Genomic DNA, 20,371 nt, shown 5'->3' on the forward strand with positions numbered 1-20,371 from the left:
CAATTGAGCGGTAGCCAAACCTCAGTAAAAGCCGTTTCTCTTTTAAGCACTATCCCTGAGTGCCTACTAAACAGAATTTACTATTGGCCGTGTACCAAATCCTTGGAGCGTAAAAATATGAAAATGATTCGCAAAATTTAATAAATATAAATTACTGCTATTTCCGTCTGAATTTCGTTTTGCTCTATTTGGTATTTATTTACAATTTGTCTAAACAATTGTTCTCAATGTAGGCTAATCTTACCGTTTTATTGCCCCTAAAACAGGTCAAATATGACCTATTATTATTAAGTTACAGCTTATAACGCCCTGCTTTCATGCTTGGCGATAAAACACACAACTAATACACATTTGTAAAATAATAATGTTGACTTAGATTTACTCAGCCTCTGTAATACCTTTGGCAGAGTAATTGAGCTAAAACATTGCTCCAACGCTTCGCATTCACTAAAATAACGCCAAACAATACAATCAAATAATTGGAACCTCATGGCTCAATATATTTATACAATGTCAAGGGTGAGCAAAGTTGTGCCACCGAAAAGAACTATCTTAAAAGACATTTCTTTATGCTTTTTTCCAGGCGCCAAAATTGGTGTTCTAGGCTTGAACGGTGCGGGTAAATCAACCCTATTACGTATCATGGCAGGTATTGATAAAGAATTTGAAGGTGAAGCACGTCCGCAGCCTGGCACTAAAATTGGTTACCTTCCTCAAGAACCTGTACTAGACGAAAGTAAGACGGTACGTGAGACCGTTGAAGAAGCGGTCAGCGAAGTAAAAAATGCACTGGCTCGATTGGATGAAGTGTACGCTGAGTACGCAATGGAAGACGCAGATTTTGATGCACTAGCTAAAGAACAAGGTCAATTAGAAGCGATTATCCAAGCACACGATGGTCACAACATTGACAATGTGCTTGAACGTGCCGCTGATGCCCTACGTCTACCTGAGTGGGACGCAAAAATCGAGCATTTATCAGGTGGTGAACGCCGCCGAGTTGCGATTTGTCGCCTATTGCTAGAAAAGCCAGATATGTTACTACTGGATGAGCCTACCAACCACTTGGATGCTGAATCTGTCGCTTGGCTTGAGCGTTTCTTACATGACTATGAGGGTACTGTTGTTGCGATTACCCACGACCGTTACTTCCTAGACAATGTGGCTGGCTGGATATTAGAACTTGACCGTGGACACGGGATCCCATGGGAAGGCAACTATTCATCTTGGCTTGAGCAAAAAGATGCACGCTTAAAGCAAGAAGAGAAATCAGAAAAAGCGCGCCAAAAATCAATTGAGAAAGAATTGGAGTGGGTTCGCTCAAATCCAAAAGGTCGCCAAGCTAAATCTAAAGCACGTATGGCTCAGTTTACTGAATTACAGCAATCTGATTACCAAAAGCGTAATGAAACTAACGAACTATTCATTCCACCTGGTCCACGCTTAGGTGACAAGGTCATTGAAGTAAGTAATCTTAATAAGCGCTTTGGAGACCGTGTACTGATTGATGATTTAAGCTTTACCGTACCTAAAGGGGCGATTGTCGGCATCATTGGTGCTAACGGTGCTGGTAAATCAACACTATTCAAAATGTTATGTGGCCAAGAGCAACCAACAGCCGGTGAAATTGTCATTGGCGATACCGTTGAACTGGCTACCGTTGATCAATTCCGCGACAATATGGGTGAGAATAACACTGTTTTCCAAGAAATTGCTGATGGTCAGGATATCTTGAAAATTGGTAACTTTGAGATCCCAAGCCGTGCGTATGTAGGACGCTTTAACTTCAAAGGTAACGACCAGCAAAAGTTTGTTAAAGAACTTTCTGGTGGTGAGCGTAACCGTCTGCACCTAGCCAAATTATTAAAAGCGGGTGGTAACGTTATCCTACTGGATGAACCTACAAACGATCTTGATGTAGAAACTCTGCGTGCATTAGAGAATGCTATTTTGGAATTCCCTGGCTGCGTAATGTGTATTTCCCACGACCGTTGGTTCCTAGACCGAATTGCAACACATATTCTTGACTACCGTGACGAAGGCCAAGTGAACTTCTTCGATGGCAACTATACAGAATATGAAGAGTGGCTGAAAAAGACCTACGGTGCTGAAGCTGCAGAACCAAAACGCATCAAATATAAAAAGATAGGCTAACTTTACCTTTAAGCCCCGATGATTCGGGGCTTTTTTATATTTGGTATTGGTTACAATATGCAACTATGCTTAGCATAAACATGTCACTTTGGAGTTGTAATGGAAGAGCGTAGAAAGTTTACACGAGTGCTATTTTCAACACCTGCGTTATTAATGACAGCAAGTGGCGACTATCATTGTCAGTTGCTTGATTTATCACTTAAGGGAGCCTTGGTTACGCTGCCAAAGGGTTATGTACCCCTCAAAGACGAACTGGCCAGTATAAAAGTTGCCTTGCCAGATAGTGACATTGTCATCTCTATGGAAGTAGAAGTCAGACACGTTGAACATGATCATTTAGGTTTACACTGTAGCCAGATTGACTTAGATAGCGTCACACACCTCAAACGTCTTATACAGCTTAATGTTGGTGATGAAAATGTGCTTCATAGAGAACTCACTCAGTTGATACACCTGCCTGAATAATCGCTCTGGAGCGAATGAGCGAGCACTATCACACTTTATTAATGTCCCATATTTACTGCTCTAGGGCGGTCAATTGTGCTTTTCTCAGCAAAAAGGATGATAAATTTTACCACCTCCATATTTCGTCCACTTTGTTTCATTATTCTAAACGAACTTAATAACAACCCATCAGCAAATTAAAATGGTAAATAGAACAATGAGAGAGCTTAGGCTACAAATTAATGTGACCTTCTACGCAACAGTGGCTATTATGGTGATGAGTCTACTAACGATCTCGCTATTTGTCACAAAAGGTCACAACGACAGCTTACTAAAAAGCGCAATGATTTTATCTTTTATCCTAATTGGCGCAATTAACTTAAACTTACTAATGACACTTTCAGGAAAGCGTCATGCGAGTATGTGTGTCAATGGCTTGTACTATACCTCGACGTTTGGTCGCCATGTATACATTCCTGTTGAGGGAATAACACATATTCAGGTTCGCAAACTTTGTGGGATTAAAATTACTAAGGTTTCGACCATAGAAGGTAACGTACACTTCTTAACTATGCAGTTTTCTAACAATCAAGAAAACAAACTAAGAAAGTTCGGTTATCTGGCGCAGTAGTTTGCGCTCAACAAATAAAGTACTTAGGATTGGGTTTTGTTCTCTTATTTGAGGCTCTTATGTCAAAACCCTATCCTATTGGTGAAGCTAATCAACCTTGGCAAGCGCACCATAAACAGCAGTGGCTCGCTCAGCAACAAATAAAACGCAGTTATGCCGATGATGTTGTAACGAGGATCCAACACTTATCAGATGCATTTTCTATTGTCGAATATGGCGTTTTAGAATATGACCATCACACCTACCCTCTATTCGCCATTAAAAGCAAAAGCTGGCAAGAGCATAAGCCTACAATATTAGTTACAGGTGGCGTACATGGTTATGAAACAAGTGGCGTACATGGCGCGTTAGCCTTCGCACAGCATGACGCACAGCAATACGAAAAACACTTTAACGTCATAGTATTACCGTGTATTAGCCCATGGGGATATGAAACAATTAACCGCTGGAACCCCGATGCGATAGACCCGAACCGCTCATTCTATGCAAATTCGCCAGCTCGCGAATCCCGCTTTGCGATGGACTTCATTCAAGCGCACAACCACAACATCCTCTGTCACGTTGACTTGCATGAAACAACCGACACTGATAACAGTGAATTTAGGCCTGCGCTCGCAGCACGAGATGGTGTGCAAAATCATAACTGGAATATTCCAGATGGGTTCTATTTGGTTGGACATACACAAAAGCCACAGCCTGACTTCCAAACAGCAATTATTAACAATGTGGCTAAAGTGACACAAATTGCACCTGCGGACGATGAAGGTAAGCTTATCGGCGTGCCATTAGAGCAGTTTGGCGTTATTAATTATGATGGTACTGCGCTGGGTTTGTGTATGGGCATGACCGACGCACCTTATGTGACAACCACTGAGGTCTACCCTGATGGGCGCTCGGCAACCCCACAAAACTGCATTGATGGCCAAGTTGCAGCGGTAAAAGGCGCGTTAGACTACCTAATTGAACTCAACGCCTAGCAAGTTACTGCTAAACGGGTGCGCTGGCCCACCAGCGAGCCCGTTGTTTCATGGTGCTGATTACGCCGACATTTCTTCATGTTCGTGAATAATGGCAAATATTTCTTTAAATGAATGAGCTTTCTGAAATATATTGACGGGTATATGGAGTGCCTTTGCGATATCACTGGCCGAGATCATCCCCCGTAATCCCCCATCCTGGCCCACTAATAGCACGTGCTGCTGCCCTATTTCTTTGAGCGTTTCAAGAATGTCACCAATTTTTGCCTCTTCAATCGCACTATATGGCAGTGCATGTAAATCAGCTTTACTTGTCATCACATCTTCAACGGTTAGGTCACTTCTGGATTGACTGCGTTTTTGCGCGACACTCAACACTTTTCGGCCTGTCAAATCACGAGAATTAACAACACCCAAAAACGTATCATCATGATCTATAACTAACTTTGAACGGACATGTCCATTGATCATCATGTACAACGCATGATCAATATCAACATCCTTTAAGATCACTTGTGGCGCTCTGCGAGTAAAATCTGTCACCACATTTTCTGCACTGGAGTCCAATGTTAAACGCTCACAATCAATGTAGTCGCAAAAGTTATACACACCCGCCAACTTTACCGTATTCATTTTTCTGAACTCGCCCATTTTACCCTCGCAAATGACAAGCCAAATTGTGTTTTAAAATATGGTCTACTCTGCAATAATGCGCAAGACGGGATTAAGGTGCGTATGTAATACCGTGTAATTGGCGAGCATGCCTAAATTCTCTAAACTACTTAATGTAAAGATTAAAATAAATGTTTGGCCAATAATTTTTAACTCTCTAAAAGTAACTGACGTTGATTTTTTTTCACAAGGGTTTGAAGTTGTTTCTGCTATGTTACAACCTGTCACGGAACCCGTTGAAGTAACCAAAATTCAAGTTAAAGGGACTTTAGTATTGGTAAATGACGCAGTTAAAATGAAGTAGGAATCTGAGCTTTTTAGACTAGTGTCGCGCTTAATGACAACAGTAAATGTTAATGTAAGGACATATTCATGGCTTATCTTATTGATGAACAGAAACTCACAAAAATATATTTGAAAAGCTATCATACGATCGGCCGTTACAAATTTAATGTCGATACACTGATTGACCAGCCTGGTGTTTCACGTCATCACGCTATTATTGAACTTGCGCAAGGCAAGTGGCTCATTAGAGACGTGAGCACCAACGGAATTTGGCTCAACGATAAAAAAATTGATAAAAACCTTCCTTATCAATTATCTGAAAACGATAAGCTGGACTTTGCAGCCCCCGGACAAAACTCATTTGTTGTTGGTAACTTAAACGCTGAATGCCAATACTTAGTATCTCAATCCGATAACCAGCAGGTTATTGAAGTCTCAGATCAATTGCTGCTTCCTGATGAAGAAAATCCAACCCACATTATCTACTTTGATAAAATGCTTAACTATTGGTTTTTAGAAGATCTTAACAACAATGATCGTCAAGCACTTATTGACGGTGGTTTGGTCAGCATCTTCAATAATCAGTGGGTATTTTATTCGGCGGGTGCAGCACCAATGACAAAGCACCTAGACAGTCAGCCCATTGTAAAACCGTGCGGTTTATCCTTTTCAGTGAGTCAGGACGAAGAAGCAACACAACTGTCCGTTACACTTAACGGAAATATGATTGATTTGGGTGTTCGTAGCCACCATTATTTATTATTGCTGTTGGCACGCCTTCGCATACAAGATAAAGACGATGGTGTAGAGTTAGACCAACAAGGTTGGATCTATCGAGAAGATCTAATTAAAGCGTTAGGCGTACAGATGAATCATATGAATATTATGGTTCACCGAGCTCGCAAGCAATTGACTGATGCCGGAGGAGAGGACTTTCCAGAGCTTGGTTACCTGATTGAAACAAATAACGGTAAATTACGCTTAAACAGTCAAGATATTACCATCATCAAAGGTCACAAACTTGAGACTCGAATCTCTTTATAAATGAAATAGGTAGACTGAGTTTTTTGCTCGGTCTACTTCTGTTAACGATATTCACCAGCTTGAGAGACAATCGTTTGCTCCAGCGACTTACATAGCCCCATCAAGAACAGCAACTCAACAACCACGAACAATGGACCCGTCACTAAGCCTCTTAAGTCATCAAGGAATGCTGGTTTTTTACCTTCATAGTAATGTCCGATAAACTGAATCACCCACCCTACTAAAAGTAGCGCAATGCCAGCAATATAGTACCAAACATAGTCCATTGGCCAGCTATGATAGATACTTTTCGCACCCGTGTAAGACAAGGCTAAAAGTAGCGACATTAATGCCCCCAAGCGAAAATCTAAGCATAGATAATATATGCTCAAAATCACCGCAATAAACAAAGCTGGGGTCAGCATTAGGGTACTAAGCTGAGTAATTGGGACGTATAGGAGCAAAGCAACAGCAAAGACAATAAGGGGAATACCCAAAAAATGTGTGGCGATATTACGTCTATCACGGTGATATCTAGCATAGGTGACTAATTGTTGTTCTAACGTTTGCATCGCGACCGCCAAATTAAAGTATTTACTTTAACCTGTTAAACCACATTGGCTAAATTTTGTCAATTTCGACCTTTATCTCAAAGCAATGGAATAAGCGTTCTGACTAAGTTAGGCTAGCCAAAAGATAATAAGAAACTAAAAAAGGACGTCTTTCATGCGTATTCTCACGGTATTGGCAACTTGCCTCAGCTTACCTCTTAGCTTCATCAGTGCGGCCAACTCAGATACTTCCGCCACTATTGAACAAGTGAATCAAAAGGTGATTGAGTGGCGTCGTCACCTTCATCAGTATCCAGAACTAAGTAATAGAGAATTTAAAACCGCAAAGTATATCGCTGAGAATCTACGCGCGCTTGGCCTTGAAGTAGAAACGGGTATTGCACACACAGGAGTGGTGGCTAAACTGGTTGGTGGCAAACCTGGCCCGCTGGTGGCACTACGTGCAGATATGGATGCACTGCCAGTTACTGAACAAGTCGACCTGCCTTTTGCCTCAAAGCAAACTACACAATACAGAGGCACTGAAGTTGGCGTCATGCATGCGTGTGGCCATGACACCCATGTGGCTATGCTGATGGGCGCTGCGGCGGTATTAAAGCAACATCAGGCACAACTTGCAGGCTCAGTGTTGTTTATCTTTCAGCCAGCAGAAGAAGGCGCACCGGATGGTGAAGAGGGTGGCGCAGAACTAATGCTCAAAGAAGGTTTATTTGCTAAGCAAAAGCCAGAAGCTATTTTTGGCCTGCACTCTACAAGCCATTTAAAAGTAGGCCAGATTGGTTACCGCAGTGGCCCAATGATGGCCAGTGAAGACTCATTTGCAATTACTGTCAAAGGTAAACAAACCCATGGCTCAAGGCCATGGAACGGTGTTGACCCGATAGTCACTGCTGCACAAATTATTATGTCTGCACAAACCATTGCATCGCGACAAATAGATGTCACCAAAGCCCCGTCGGTGTTGTCTTTTGGTGCAATTAATGGCGGCATACGTTCGAATATCATTCCGGAACAAGTCGAACTGATTGGCACCATAAGAAGTTTTGATCAAACTATGCGCGCAGATATCAAGACCCGCTTGCAAAGCACAGCATCACTGATTGCTGAGTCTGCCGGCGCGCACGCTGTCACACATATCGATGCCGGCTATCCGGTCACCATTAATGACCCCGCTCTCACACAAAAAATGCTACCAACGCTTGAGGGCATTGTTGGTAAAGACAACCTTAAAGAGTTGAGTTTGATCACCGGTGCTGAAGATTTCTCATATTACGCCCTACAAACCCCTGGCTTATTTTTGATGCTTGGGGTCACGCCCAAGGATAAACCTCTGAGCGAGGCTGCCAGTAATCATTCCCCTAAATTTTACGTCGACGAAAGCGCACTGGCGGTTGGCGTATCAACCCTGACGAGTTTAGTACAAGATTACACGAGCAATCACTAAGCCTATAATGAAAAAGCCGCCACAGGTTATTGTGGCGGCGTGCTGACCACTGGGCAGTGGAGTACTTAGGGAAGGTAAGTATTTGTCACAGGTTCAATGTGCAAAACTTACCTTAAAACTATAGAGTAGTTTACAAAAAATTCAACACAACACCAACTTGTTAATTTCTCATTAACCTTTCTCTCAATCCTGAACATCTTGATACGGATCGAGCCATGGCATTGAATAACACTTGTTCTTGCGCAACCAGCTCGAAATATTGCTTAGCTCTTGTTATTCCTGTGTAGAGTAACTGTCTATTAATACCTACAGAAGCGCGCTGCACCGGAGGTAAGAGCATTGCGGTATGTGCAAACTCTGATCCTTGGGATTTATGTATGGTCATCGCATAGACACTTTCGTGTCTTGGTAAACGTGCTGGATAAAATGAACGTAAGTTCCCTTGCTCATCAATAAACGTTGCCTTGAGCTGCATTTGCTCATCGACAAGCAAAATACCTATGTCACCGTTAAACAACTTTAGCTGATAGTCATTCTCTACGACCATAATAGGTTGGCCAGCATAATGACGAGTCAGCGGCTGAATCAAATTTTTTGCGTAAAGCGCCTGCTCTATACGCTTATTTAGCTGCTCAACTCCATAGGGGCCCTCTCTTAATGCTGCTAATAGCTGATACTCTAAGAAAGCATGATGTATTTCTTGTACGGATGCACCGTTATGCATAAGCGTTAAGTAACGACTGTAGTGCTGTGCTACACGCTGAATCAAGCTTTGATACTGCTCGTTGTTTAAAGGTCTCACCGCGATATCTTCAAAGCCATTTTGTAGGGTTTGGGCGAGCAATTTACGATCATTGGTATTCACGGCCAATGCAAGTTGGCCAATGCCACTTTGACTGTCAAAACGGTGACTTTTTTGCAAAAATGCCACACTGTCTGTTAATACAAAATCACTTTCCTGCCCTACTAACTTTGGTTGCGAGGCAAAGCAAAGACGATTTAAACGCTCACACAAAGTCTGGCTGTAACGAGGTATGGCTCCCAACGTCAACTCCTGACACAAGTCACTCAGTACACTGCCAGTATCTACCGATGCAAGCTGGTCTTTATCTCCGAGCAAAATAAGTCGGGCATGGCTTGGCAGCGCCTGTACCAACTTAGCAAGTAAGGATAGGTCGACCATGGAAGCCTCATCGATGATCAGCAAATCAAGATGCAGTGGATCATGCTGATTATGACGATATTGGTTGCTTTGCGGAATTACGCCCAACAAGCGATGAATGGTTTGTGCGTGATCTGGGATCAGTTCACTTAGCTGTGTATCGAGTCCAAGCTTGGCCTTGGCTCCGAGTATCGATTCACTTAGCCGAGCGGCGGCTTTACCAGTGGGTGCTACCAGTTTTATGGTCAATGGTGCCTTGATATAAAGCGACTGTAAAATAGCCAATAGCTTAGTCACCGTTGTCGTTTTACCTGTACCGGGGCCTCCGGTGATCACACAAAATCCTCTCGTTGCAGCCATAGCACAAGCGACTTTTTGCCAATCAAGTGTTTCTGTATTCTGATTATTCTGAGTTGGAAAGTACTCATCTAGCAAAGCGCTCAAGCGACTTTCATCCACCACTAAGTGTTGATTTTGCATAGCCAAGAAGCGCTCTGCTAAAAGCGCTTCATAGTTTGCCAAACGCGACAAATACAGTCTTTGCGCAAATAGTGTCAGTGGCTTATCTTCACCTACCGCTGGGTGTTGCTGCAACTTTTGCCAGACTTTATGAGGCAATTCCTCTTGCCAAGGCGCAGCACTGCCATGCTGGTAATGCGCCTGCATTGCAAACGGGTCTTGCCAATTTACATCCTCAAATGCCAAGCAACTATGTTGTTGCTGCTCAGCTCTGAGTAACAGTAAAATGAGATAAAAGATATCATCAATAGATTGTTTATTTAGCAATCTCGCTAATGCGACATCAGCGTGACGAATTCTCGACTCTTGTAGTAATAACTCGATGAACGCTTCATGATCAAAATTGTTTTGTATCGTGTCGTCGAATAAGTCTAACTGGCTCATAACACGCTACCTTGTGTGAACAATGCATCGAGCTTTAACAGCTGCTCCAGAGTTAACTGGTTAAAATACACCCCAGCGCCATCAGGAAGCGCACGTAGGAATAAATAATATACGCCACCCAAGTGCTTGTTCGGGTCGTAATTACTTAGTCGCTGTGACAACAGTCGATGTAAAGCAACTGAATAGATCATGTACTGTAAGTGATACTGGTGCGCATCCATAGCCAACTGTAAGTTGCTTTGATCATAATCGCTGGCCTTGTCACCCAAATAGTTCGACTTATAATCTAAAATGTAATACCGCTCTTGGTAAACAAAAATCAAGTCTATAAAGCCTTTGAGTAGCCCCTTAACTTGCTCAAACTGAAGTTGACTATGTTGCCCTGTTATGTCGCTCACCAGACGATTCAATTGTCCCGAGCGCAGCGGCTCAAGTGGAAGATGAAACTCCATCTCCACCAAACATTCTGCGGGCGCTAATTGGCAAAGACTAAGCCCGTTGTCTTTATCTAACTGACATGTTAAACAAGCGAGGATCCAATCTTTAACTGGCTCCTGCCACTGCTCATCAATGTGATACTTGGTCAAGCTTTTTGCAATTGCTTCAAGGAGTGGGAGCTGCTCTATGCTTGGCTTATCAGGGGCACTAAAGTCAATCAATTCAAAGATTTCATGTAAGCAACTCCCTGGCTTTGCCCCTTTGGGAAAGGTATATGAATTAAGCACTTGCTGCGTGACACTGGCGATATGCTCGGGTAAATCAAGTTGGTGGTTTTCATCCAAAGCACCCGCAGGCCGCTCATCTGAATGACTGTGATAGCTCAACTGACTAAAGCTGGTGGTACGCCAGTCCCGCTCAATCTTGATAGTGACAGGCTTGACCGCCATGCTAGATGCTTCATTATGTTCAATACTCATGATGCTCGATGTACTGTTTTGTGCAGATATCCAACTTAGTCCAATGTCTTCATGCCCATCACAAAAAGTTTGTAACCTCTGGTGCCAGCTTTGCGCATCTGCAAAAGTCTGGTTACCGAACAGTACGTAACCTATCGCCGTTTGTGTCATACCTGGTTTTTTACTACGCCCTGCGGCAATGTTAAACAGTCCAACATCGCAAAAATGAATCGCTCGGGTCAAGGCAACATACAACAGGCGGATGTCTTCTGCCAAACGCTCTTGCTGCGCCAAAGCTTGTTCATCCTCAGATGCATCAAGATTATAGATAAGCTGGCCATCTTGATGGTATATGGCGTCGCTGGTTTCTCGATAGCTACTAGCAAAAGGCATGTAAACGATAGGGTACTCTAGCCCCTTTGACGCGTGCATCGTAACAATTTTTACTAAATCAGCATCACTTTCTAGGCGCACTTGAGCACTGTCTTGCTGCGTTTGTTGGCACTGCCCTGCAAACCATCGCAACACCCGTAAAGTACCATCAAGCTCTATCTGCTTTTGCTGTAATAATTCCGCCAAATGTCGATAGTCCGTTAACCAGCGTTCAACATTGTAGCCTTTGGCTTTCCATAATGCTGGTAGCCGATTCTGAACTAAAAGTTGCTCTAGCATGGCCATAGCACCTTGCTTGGACCACAACTTCTGCAACTGACTGAACTGGTCAAGATAGTTTTGCCACTGTTGCTCCTGTGTACGAAGCTGATAAATCTGTTGATAATTGAGTGCAAACAACGGGCTGACTAAGATCCCTCGCAGCGCAGCTTCATCATACTTACCGTGCAACACTTCCAAAAAGTTAAGGATTGCATGCGCTATAGGCTGGCTAAATATACTGTCTCTGGCTAGATAAACACTGGGCACTGCGCATTGCGCTAATGCCGATTTGATAATGCTGGCTTCATTTCGATCCCGCACAAGTACGCAAATATCACCTGCTTTAACCTTGTGCTCGCCAATTCTCGCCTCCCCATTTTCGGCTTCGAGTAGCAAGTTTACGATTTTATCTGCATAGGCACGCGCTAATACGGGTAATGCTTGAGCTTTACTGGTAACAACAGCCTCATCTTTGTAAACACTAAAAACCAGTGATGTCTGATCCGTTGAAGTGCGTGAAAAGCTGTGCTCTGCACTTTTGCCTTTTGCTCCTACTCCAACAAACGGAATTGCCTGATTGTAAATAAAGCTGTGTTCGTGACATGAAAAAATCGCATTGACCGCATTGACCATACCCGTTGCAGAGCGGAAATTGGTGCCTAGAGTATATTGGTTCTGTGTGTTTACCTGCTGCTTCGCATGGATATAAGTGAATATATCAGCGCCACGAAAACCATAAATCGCCTGCTTGGGGTCGCCAATCATGGTCATGGTGGTATTAGGGTTTTCACCATAAATTGCATCAAAAATGCCATATTGAACAGGATCCGTGTCCTGAAACTCGTCAATCATCGCAATTGGGAATAGCTGCGCTATCTTCTGTCTTAGCACCTCACCTTGTTCAGATTGTAATGCCCTGTATAGTTGGCTTAGCAAATCATCTGGACTAATCAATCCATGCTGCGCTTTGTGTGCTTGCAATAATTGTCGTACCTCAGTCACACTATGTTGTAAAATAGCCAGCGGCATCCCCTTACTCACCGTGTCATGCAACCGGGCCATGTCATCAAACTTTGCGATCAGAGGATGCTCAACGATTGCCGCCCCTTTTTTGTAATGACTGGTATTCGATAACGAGGCTTCTCCCCATAAAGAGAATGAATGCTTAGCACTGCCAAACTCGAAATACCACTCTTCGCTTTGACAATACGCTATCAACGCTTCTATATTCGCAACCCTTCCAGGTGCTTTATTTTTTGCCAAGCCGCTTTGCGACAACACAGTGAAAAAATCGCTCTCTAGTAATGATTGCTTGAATAAGCTTGCTTGCTGCTGATAAGTCTCTCGTGCTTGAAGCACATCGTTTAGGTTAAACTTAGGGGTGATCAAAGCCTGCTCTTTGCTCAGTAACTTTATAACACTTGCTGCCAACGCCTGTGGGCTTGCAAAGTGTTCTATCACCGCTTGAGTGGTGTCTTTGTCCAGCGGATAAACAAAGCTGCGCCAATGATCTTTAATGGCCTCTAGAATGAGTTCTGACTCATCGAGGACAAACTCCAAATTAAACGCAACATTCGATTCAAAAGCGTGCTGTTTGAGCATACGCTGACAAAAGCCGTGAATGGTAAAAATAGCGGCCTCATCAATGGATTTCGCGGCAGCATCCAATAATGTAAACGCCTGATGAGTGTCTTCAACTTGCGATAAAACGTTGTTGATCAACAAGTCATCACATTGGGCACCCAATAGTGCGTCTCTGGCTAACAAAATCCTTGACCGTACTCTGTCTTTAATTTCTTGAGTTGCTGCTTCTGTGAATGTCACAACCAGTATTTGCTCTACGCTCAATGGTGGTTGTTGCTGTGATGGTGTTTGTAAGCCAAGCAAACAACGTAGATATAGACCAGTAATCGTATAGGTTTTCCCGGTACCCGCACTCGCTTCAATAAGATTGGCACCAACCAAGGGCATACTTTGCGGATTAAGCGTCTGCATAACGTTGCTCCTGTGCTAGCTCGATAATATCGCTAAGTAAATGGTCGCTAATCGCCTGTAGTTGCTCAATCACCTCATCTAAATTGCTAAAGTTTAATGCCACATATGGGTCTTCACTTTCGCCGAACCCGATGTATTGTCCGCCATTAAACTTTGCAGCGGCCTTGTTGATATCTCCAGTGGCGATAAGTTCATATGCGGTACTGACAAAAAATGGCATTGGCTGAGATAAACATTGTTGATAAAAACCAAGCCAGTCGGTCAGATATTGACGTGCAATTGCTTCTTCTATTGGCGCAAAACTTACTCGCTCGTCTAATCCATAGATATGCGTATAAACAGGGTGTTGAGTGCACTGGGCAATACAGTGCATTAAAAAGCCCTTCACTTTATCTTTGGCTTTAATACTGGCGCTGCGATAAAAAATTTGTTTATCGTCGTATAACTTATCCAACCAGCCAAGGAGTACTTGCTCACCTAACTTGAGGCGCACTTCAACGGGCTCTTTATGCTGTTGAAGATGTGGATGTAGTTGCTCAACCATAGGTTGTACACGTTGTTGCATTTTGGCCAACTGAATTTCACCAACCGCCGCTTGAGGTAAGTTACCACGCTGCACCATTTGTTTTAGGTTCACTGTATCGCCTCTGAGCTGACACTCAAGCAACTCGTCAAGATAGAAGTAACGTTCCAACGTATCGAGTATAAAGGGCTCTTCATCTTTATCTATCAAGGCTTGCTCATGCAGCCTTAAGCCAAGCGTTTGAGTATAAAATGCTTTTTGTGGGTTGAGGACGGTAAACATAAACTGAGTAATATCGATTTCTTGATCACTCACTACTTCAAGCGCTGTCGCTGGAGTAAGCTCAACCTCACTATCCTCTACCAACCATATGGGATTAAAACTCTGTAGCGCGTTATGTTCATCATAGTTTCTGGCGTTAAACGGCTGCAAAGACGCTTGCTGCAAAAGATGCTCAGATGGCTTGAGTTTGGGGTCGGAATAACAAAAACTACGATCGACATATTCCATTAATTCGCTAACCAAAATTGATGGCATCTGCGGCTCGTTGTTAAAACATGAACGTCCAATGTAGCTAAGATAAAGATGTTCACGCGCACTGAGCAATGCCTCAAGAAACAAGTAGCGGTCATCAAACTTACGTGAACGATCGCCTTTTTGACGTCTAGAGTATTGAACCAGATCAAAGCCAATTGGTTGTACAGTTCTTGGATAATCAGCGTCATTGAGCCCGAGCAAACATACCACCTTAAAAGGTACCGCACGCATAGGCATCAATGTACAAAAGTTAACTGGCCCAACTAAAAACCTTTGTCCAACTCCTTTTTCTTGCACGCCTTGCTTCACTAAATAACTTAACACTCTAGCCGAAACATTTGATTGCATATCTAGATTGTCATCATGCTTTTGCAAATCATCGATCACACGCTCAAGAATAAGTAGATCCCAACTTTGTTCCGTTTGTGCATCATAGAACTGGGCAATCATTTGTCGAAGTAACTGTGCTTTATCGTATAACCGCGCCTCTTTATTGAGTTTGCGCTTAAATATGGCCAGTGTGCTGACAAAATCAGCAGTTTACTCAAGCTATTTACGGCCATTCCTTCAACCAAGTCAGCAGGAAAAACATCATTGAACTCATGCTGTTCATCGCTTGACGCAATACCAAGCAATAATCGATTCAAGCCGTGCTGCCAAGTGTTCAATGACAATGCAGGCAAGTCATGATCCAGCTTATGGTTGGCATCGAGTCCCCACTTCACCCCGACTCGCTCCAGCCAGTATTTCAATTGAGTAAACTCATGCTCTTCAACATTAAATTGACTTGCTATCGGCGTCACCGCTAATAAATCAAGTATGTCAGACACACCAAAGCGACTAAAGGGTAAATTCACTAAGCTAACAAAAGAACTCAGTATTGGTTTTTCTTGTTCGATGGATAGGTCAGCGAGTGCATACGGAATATAGCGCTGTGCAGTTGCAGAGCCAAATACCGCCTCAATGTATGGGCTGTATGCACCGACATCAGGCATCATGACGATAATATCTTTCGGTGTTAGGCTCGGGTTGGCATGAAACAAGCGCAACAAATGGTCATGTAAACATTCGACTTCGCGCAGCGGCGTATGACAATCTTGTAGCTGCAATGACCTATCGTTCAGGTCAATCGCTAACTTCCCTTGCTCACTAATAAACCATTGCTTATCAGGTGTTAACGACTTGCCCTTAAATGCGAGTTGATATATTTCCTGTTGAATCTTGCCAAGCAAAGTATCATCAAAATCTTCAACAAAACCATCTATCCATTGAGCGTCAACTTGTACCAATTGCTCAAAATAATCACGACCTAACTTACCCCAAGATGATAGCAATGGATTACCAATAAAATAGTAGTCCTGCTGTTGCTGTTGGGCTTCAACTTCTGGCATTTTCACGTATTTAGCAGCGATTTTCGCCTGAGTTTTTTCATCAACGAGATCGCCCCAATAGTGCTCACTAGGATTACAAAAAAACAGCAGTACGGAGGTTTTTTTTGCCAGCGCTTGGAATATTTCTAACTGGCTTGATGCCATAGCAGATAAGCCAAAAATACATACTCGCTCCGGTAATGTACCCACATCTGCATCTTCAAGCGCTCTGACGAGTAACTGGTGCATATTTGCGCGATGATAGTCACTTTGTCCCAGCGATTGAGTGTGCTTTACCAACCGCCGCCAAAGGTCTGGCTGCCAAGGGGCGATTGTTACATCGACATCATCTAGCTCGTCCACACCATCGTCCCATTGCGCAATCCAATGTGGTCGATACATTAAATATTGGTCATATACATCGGCTATCTTTTCACATAGCGCAAACAGTTTTAGGCCGTCGGAGTCGTGTTGTAAATATTGTTGTAGCTGCCTATAACTCGGTTCTTCCAAGCACGAAGGTAAGATACTCACCAATTTCCATGTCATGTTGGGCTTATTATAAGGTGATTCACTAGGCACATCAGGTAAAAACTGTTGATACAGTTTCCAAATAAAACTCGATGGTAATGGAAAGTCTACTTGTGCTGCTATTCCCAGTGCTTCGCTCAGGCCTATTTTCAGCCACTGTGACATCCCTGGCGATTGCACCAACACCACTTCTTTACTAAAGGGTGAACTTAATGGCGCACTTTTGAGCAAAGTGTGGAACTGCGCCTGTAGAACTTCCATGCGGTTAGATTGAATGATGTGCAACATTATGTGTTTCCGAGCTTTTTACAACCAGAATAAGCGATTGAACCAGCTGAATTTGAGTTTTTATATGCACTGGACAGTGTAAGATATTTACTTGTTTGAAGATAGACTCAAAATAAGTCCACCCCATCACCTCCATCGTCTTTTGGTTGTTCATGGCTATGTATGAGGCTATCAAAGAAACAAATTTGATCGCGACCATTGTCTTTTGCTGCGTACAGCGCCCTATCCGCATTTTCTAGCACATGGATCGGGAAATCATAAGGCCCCACCTTGGATACTCCGATACTCACCGTTAATTTATCAACAAACGGAAACTTTGTTCGCCGTATTAAAGCAACGAAGTCACTGAGTAAGTTTTCAATCTCCTCAGATGTAACTGGCTCAAACACCAGCACAAACTCTTCTCCACCAAAACGAAATAATAAATCTGTTGGGCTAAAAAATCGTTCCATGGTCTGCGCTAATATTAATAACACCTCGTCACCACATACATGACCATAGTTGTCATTCACCTGCTTGAAGTGATCTATATCCAACATCGCTAACCAAGAAACCGTTTCTTTGTGCTCTTTCCTGTCTTTGTTGGACTTGAGTGTTTTGTGGTGCTTTATAACCTGCTTTTCCACTAGCTGCTTTAACTTTTTATCAAAAGTTTGCCGATTCAATAACCCTGTCAGCTTGTCTCTTTCGTTTTCATTAAGAATGGTAAGGTAATTTTCATAAATACAACAAAATGCATTGAGCAATACCTGATCAGCACTACTGAGGCCCCGGCTGACAATCGTAATGGCACCTATGGGTTGATCGGATAATGTAATTGGGATCCACCTTTTTTCAACGCCATCGTGACTTTGAATGGCAATGATACAAGCAGAATGCAAGCAGGATAAAAGCTCTGAGCTTGGGCTTGTTACTTTCTCTGATTCTTTCCAGCGGTATTGTTTCTCTTCAACCACTTCAAGGCTTAAACTACATTCAACCACAAGCCCATCTTTTCCTGCTACAGACTTGTAAATGGACACTTGCTGACAACCAATAAATTCGTGAATAGTAGACAGTAAGCTTGACTCAAGGGAGTCGACATCTCGTGTTTTGGTTAGTTTAACAACAGAGTTGAGTAGCTCTTCTTGCATGGTTTGCCCTAAAACTTAGGCGACAGAATCGTCGGTTTAATCACTAGTTTAAGTTGGGGTTAACTCAAATTAGACATAAGGCAAGTATAGACAGATTTTTTGAGCTTGCTGATGTTAAGTAAGTATTGTTTTTGGTTAATTTTCACATGTCAGGCATTATAAAGGGAGACTTAGCTCTCCCTTTATAAACACTGAAGCGGCTTGAGTGTATTAAACCAATTCAGCCAGCATTTCTTCCGTGTATTGTTCCAGCGCTTGCTGATTTCTTACTCTACTTACATAGTCAGGGTTGGCAATAAATGGACGCCCTATCGCTACTAAGTCAAAACGCTTTTCTGTCAGTGCTAATTGCGCGGTATCTGGTGTAAAACCACCCACACCAACAAGAGTTCCTTTGTAGTGCTTGCGCATATAATCCGAAACTCGACCACCTAGGTGCTCAAATTCCATGGTATCGTCAAAAATACCTACGTGTACAAATGCCAACTCTCGCGTGTTAAGTTGCTCAAGTAAATAATCAAACACTTGTGTATCTCGTGCGTCAGGCTCCATATTGAAATATGCGCCTGGTGACAAACGTAAACCAACACGCTCACCACCAATTGCGGCAACCACTGCATCAACCACCTCAAGAGCAAAACGCGACATATTTTCAGGCGTTTCACCATATTCATCATGACGCTGATTCGAAGCATAATGCATAAACTGGTCTATCAGATAACCGTTAGCGCCGTGAATTTCTACCCCATCAAAGCCTGCTTCAATGGCATTTTTAGCGGCTTGAGCGTAATCCGCCACCAACTGTTTAATGTCTTCGATTGTTGCAGCTTTTGGTGTTTGATAACTCAAGTCACGCATTCTTGGTACCGTTCCTTCGATGCCTATTGCTGAGGGCGCGAGTACGTCGCCTTCACCAAAAAAGTACGGATGGGCCACGCGGCCAACGTGCCATAACTGGGCAAAAATCTTACCACCGGCATTGTGAACAGCTGTTGTCACGTTTTTCCAGCCATCTATTTGCGCCTGAGTGAACAACCCTGGCGTGTTAGGATAACCCTGAGCATCGGGGCGAATAATTGTTGCTTCACTGATGATTAAGCCCGAATCAGCTCTTCGCGCATAGTAAGCTGCCATTGCCTGTGTGGGTACAAGCTCATCATCAGCCATACAACGCGTTAAAGGTGCCATTAGAATTCTGTTGTTTAAAGTCAGTGTGTCATTGAGTGTCAGTGGCTCAAATAAAATAGATGTCATAAATCCTCTCTGGTATGCTTAGCTTCAATCTTGAATATGCGTTCAAGATACACATACTTGAACATACATTCAAGAACTATTTTTGAATAGCCAATCAAATTAGGTTACTATTTGCGGACCTAAGTTAGATTACACGCCCCTATGAGAAGTGCTGAATTCGACAGAGAACACGTATTACGTCAGGCCATGACAACATTTATGCAGCATGGTTACAGCAAGACGAGTATGCAAAAACTAACACAAGCCACGGGATTACACCCAGGGTCAATTTACTGTGCGTTTAACAATAAGAAAGGGCTATTGCTGGCGTCTGTTGAACAGTATCAAAAAGATAAGAACGAACAATTTGCTCAATTGTGTGCTAGTCACAACAATATAAAGTCGGCCTTACACGCATTTCTAGCCGACATTGCACACCCATGCGCAAGCAGTGAAGCGACCAAAGTATGTTTACTCACTAGAACTTTGTCTGAAATCGATGGGCAAGATGAAGAAGTCACCCAAGTACTCTCAAATAACCTAAGCGCCTTTGAACGTTCATTAGAAAGTGTTTTAAATAAAGCAATGGATAAAGGTGAGATAAGCTCAAAACCCAGCGCTAAAGAACGCGCTCAGTTTTTAGTGATGGGTATTTATGGTTTACGAACCTATGCCAGCACAGGCAACGATACACAAGCACTTAGTCGCCTCAGCGAACAACTGCTGGAATACGTCCTTCGCTAGGCTACTAACAAAGCCAAAATTCAAACACAAAAAAAGCGCCTATGAGCGCTTTTTTTAGTCATTCTGTTATAGCACGAAAGCATGGCGGAGAGGGAGGGATTCGAACCCTCGATAGGGGTTAGCCTATACACGAGTTCCAGTCGTGCGCCTTCAGCCACTCAGCCACCTCTCCGTCGCACCTAAAGTGCGGGGCTAATACT

The 20,371-nt window shown here is 43.1% G+C and carries 14 protein-coding genes, 1 tRNA gene and 1 pseudogene; 8 read left to right on the forward strand and 8 right to left on the reverse strand.

Annotation, left to right across the window (positions count from 1 at the left end):
* The first annotated feature begins 489 nt into the window (after positions 1-489).
* The 4 genes from ettA to C2M32_RS11605 all read left to right on the forward strand — a co-directional run bounded on the left by ettA (position 490) and on the right by C2M32_RS11605 (position 4,206).
* Positions 490-2,154: an energy-dependent translational throttle protein EttA gene (gene ettA, locus C2M32_RS11590; RefSeq protein ID WP_105168570.1), complete on the forward strand. Its 1,665-nt coding sequence runs from the start codon at positions 490-492 to the stop codon at positions 2,152-2,154.
* Between the two features lie 99 nt (positions 2,155-2,253).
* Positions 2,254-2,619, forward strand: coding sequence for a PilZ domain-containing protein (locus tag C2M32_RS11595; RefSeq protein ID WP_105168571.1), 366 nt, complete (start codon positions 2,254-2,256; stop codon positions 2,617-2,619).
* A 181-nt stretch (positions 2,620-2,800) separates the two neighbouring features.
* Positions 2,801-3,229, forward strand: a complete 429-nt coding sequence (locus C2M32_RS11600; protein WP_158678210.1) for a hypothetical protein — start codon at positions 2,801-2,803, stop codon at positions 3,227-3,229.
* Positions 3,230-3,288: 59 nt separating this feature from the next.
* On the forward strand, positions 3,289-4,206 hold the full coding sequence (locus tag C2M32_RS11605) for a M14 family metallopeptidase (RefSeq protein ID WP_105168573.1): 918 nt from the start codon (positions 3,289-3,291) through the stop codon (positions 4,204-4,206).
* Positions 4,207-4,266: 60 nt separating this feature from the next.
* Here the strand turns inward: C2M32_RS11605 and C2M32_RS11610 are convergent, their stop codons facing one another.
* Positions 4,267-4,839, reverse strand: coding sequence for a CBS domain-containing protein (locus tag C2M32_RS11610; RefSeq protein ID WP_234401283.1), 573 nt, complete (start codon positions 4,837-4,839; stop codon positions 4,267-4,269).
* 127 nt (positions 4,840-4,966) lie between these two features.
* Between C2M32_RS11610 and C2M32_RS20835 the strand changes: the two genes are divergently transcribed.
* The gene (locus C2M32_RS20835) at positions 4,967-5,182 is read left to right on the forward strand and encodes a hypothetical protein (RefSeq protein ID WP_105168575.1); all 216 of its coding nucleotides are present in this window, start codon (positions 4,967-4,969) and stop codon (positions 5,180-5,182) included.
* A gap of 68 nt (positions 5,183-5,250) precedes the next feature.
* Positions 5,251-6,207, forward strand: coding sequence for an FHA domain-containing protein (locus C2M32_RS11620; protein ID WP_105168576.1), 957 nt, complete (start codon positions 5,251-5,253; stop codon positions 6,205-6,207).
* 41 nt (positions 6,208-6,248) lie between these two features.
* Here C2M32_RS11620 and C2M32_RS11625 read toward each other — a convergent pair whose 3' ends face one another.
* On the reverse strand, positions 6,249-6,758 hold the full coding sequence (locus C2M32_RS11625; RefSeq protein ID WP_105168577.1) for an Mpo1 family 2-hydroxy fatty acid dioxygenase: 510 nt from the start codon (positions 6,756-6,758) through the stop codon (positions 6,249-6,251).
* 154 nt (positions 6,759-6,912) lie between these two features.
* Here C2M32_RS11625 and C2M32_RS11630 point away from each other — a divergent pair, with 154 nt between their 5' ends.
* Entirely contained in the window at positions 6,913-8,202 is a 1,290-nt protein-coding gene (locus C2M32_RS11630) for an amidohydrolase (RefSeq protein WP_105168578.1), read from the forward strand.
* Positions 8,203-8,362: 160 nt separating this feature from the next.
* On the opposite strand, the gene recD is transcribed toward C2M32_RS11630, so the two are convergent.
* From recD to C2M32_RS11655, 5 genes and pseudogenes are all read right to left on the reverse strand, one after another.
* Positions 8,363-10,267: an exodeoxyribonuclease V subunit alpha gene (recD, locus tag C2M32_RS11635; protein WP_105168579.1), complete on the reverse strand. Its 1,905-nt coding sequence runs from the start codon at positions 10,265-10,267 to the stop codon at positions 8,363-8,365.
* Positions 10,264-13,812, reverse strand: a complete 3,549-nt coding sequence (gene recB / locus C2M32_RS11640) for an exodeoxyribonuclease V subunit beta (protein ID WP_105168580.1) — start codon at positions 13,810-13,812, stop codon at positions 10,264-10,266. The genes recD and recB overlap by 4 nt, the downstream gene beginning before the upstream one ends.
* Positions 13,799-17,061: pseudogene (recC, locus tag C2M32_RS11645) on the reverse strand (exodeoxyribonuclease V subunit gamma). Before recC ends, recB begins: the two are co-directional and overlap by 14 nt.
* A gap of 107 nt (positions 17,062-17,168) precedes the next feature.
* On the reverse strand, positions 17,169-18,194 hold the full coding sequence (locus C2M32_RS11650; RefSeq protein WP_105168581.1) for a GGDEF domain-containing protein: 1,026 nt from the start codon (positions 18,192-18,194) through the stop codon (positions 17,169-17,171).
* A 210-nt stretch (positions 18,195-18,404) separates the two neighbouring features.
* Entirely contained in the window at positions 18,405-19,448 is a 1,044-nt protein-coding gene (locus C2M32_RS11655) for an alkene reductase (protein ID WP_105168582.1), read from the reverse strand.
* A 141-nt stretch (positions 19,449-19,589) separates the two neighbouring features.
* On the opposite strand from C2M32_RS11655, the gene C2M32_RS11660 reads away from it, so the two are divergent.
* The gene (locus C2M32_RS11660) at positions 19,590-20,171 is read left to right on the forward strand and encodes a TetR/AcrR family transcriptional regulator (protein ID WP_105168583.1); all 582 of its coding nucleotides are present in this window, start codon (positions 19,590-19,592) and stop codon (positions 20,169-20,171) included.
* Positions 20,172-20,253: 82 nt separating this feature from the next.
* On the opposite strand, the gene C2M32_RS11665 is transcribed toward C2M32_RS11660, so the two are convergent.
* Positions 20,254-20,343: transfer RNA gene (locus C2M32_RS11665), tRNA-Ser, on the reverse strand.
* Positions 20,344-20,371 lie beyond the last annotated feature (28 nt).

Origin of the sequence: Pseudoalteromonas sp. T1lg23B, from assembly GCF_002964665.1 — a bacterium.
Taxonomy (GTDB): domain Bacteria; phylum Pseudomonadota; class Gammaproteobacteria; order Enterobacterales; family Alteromonadaceae; genus Pseudoalteromonas.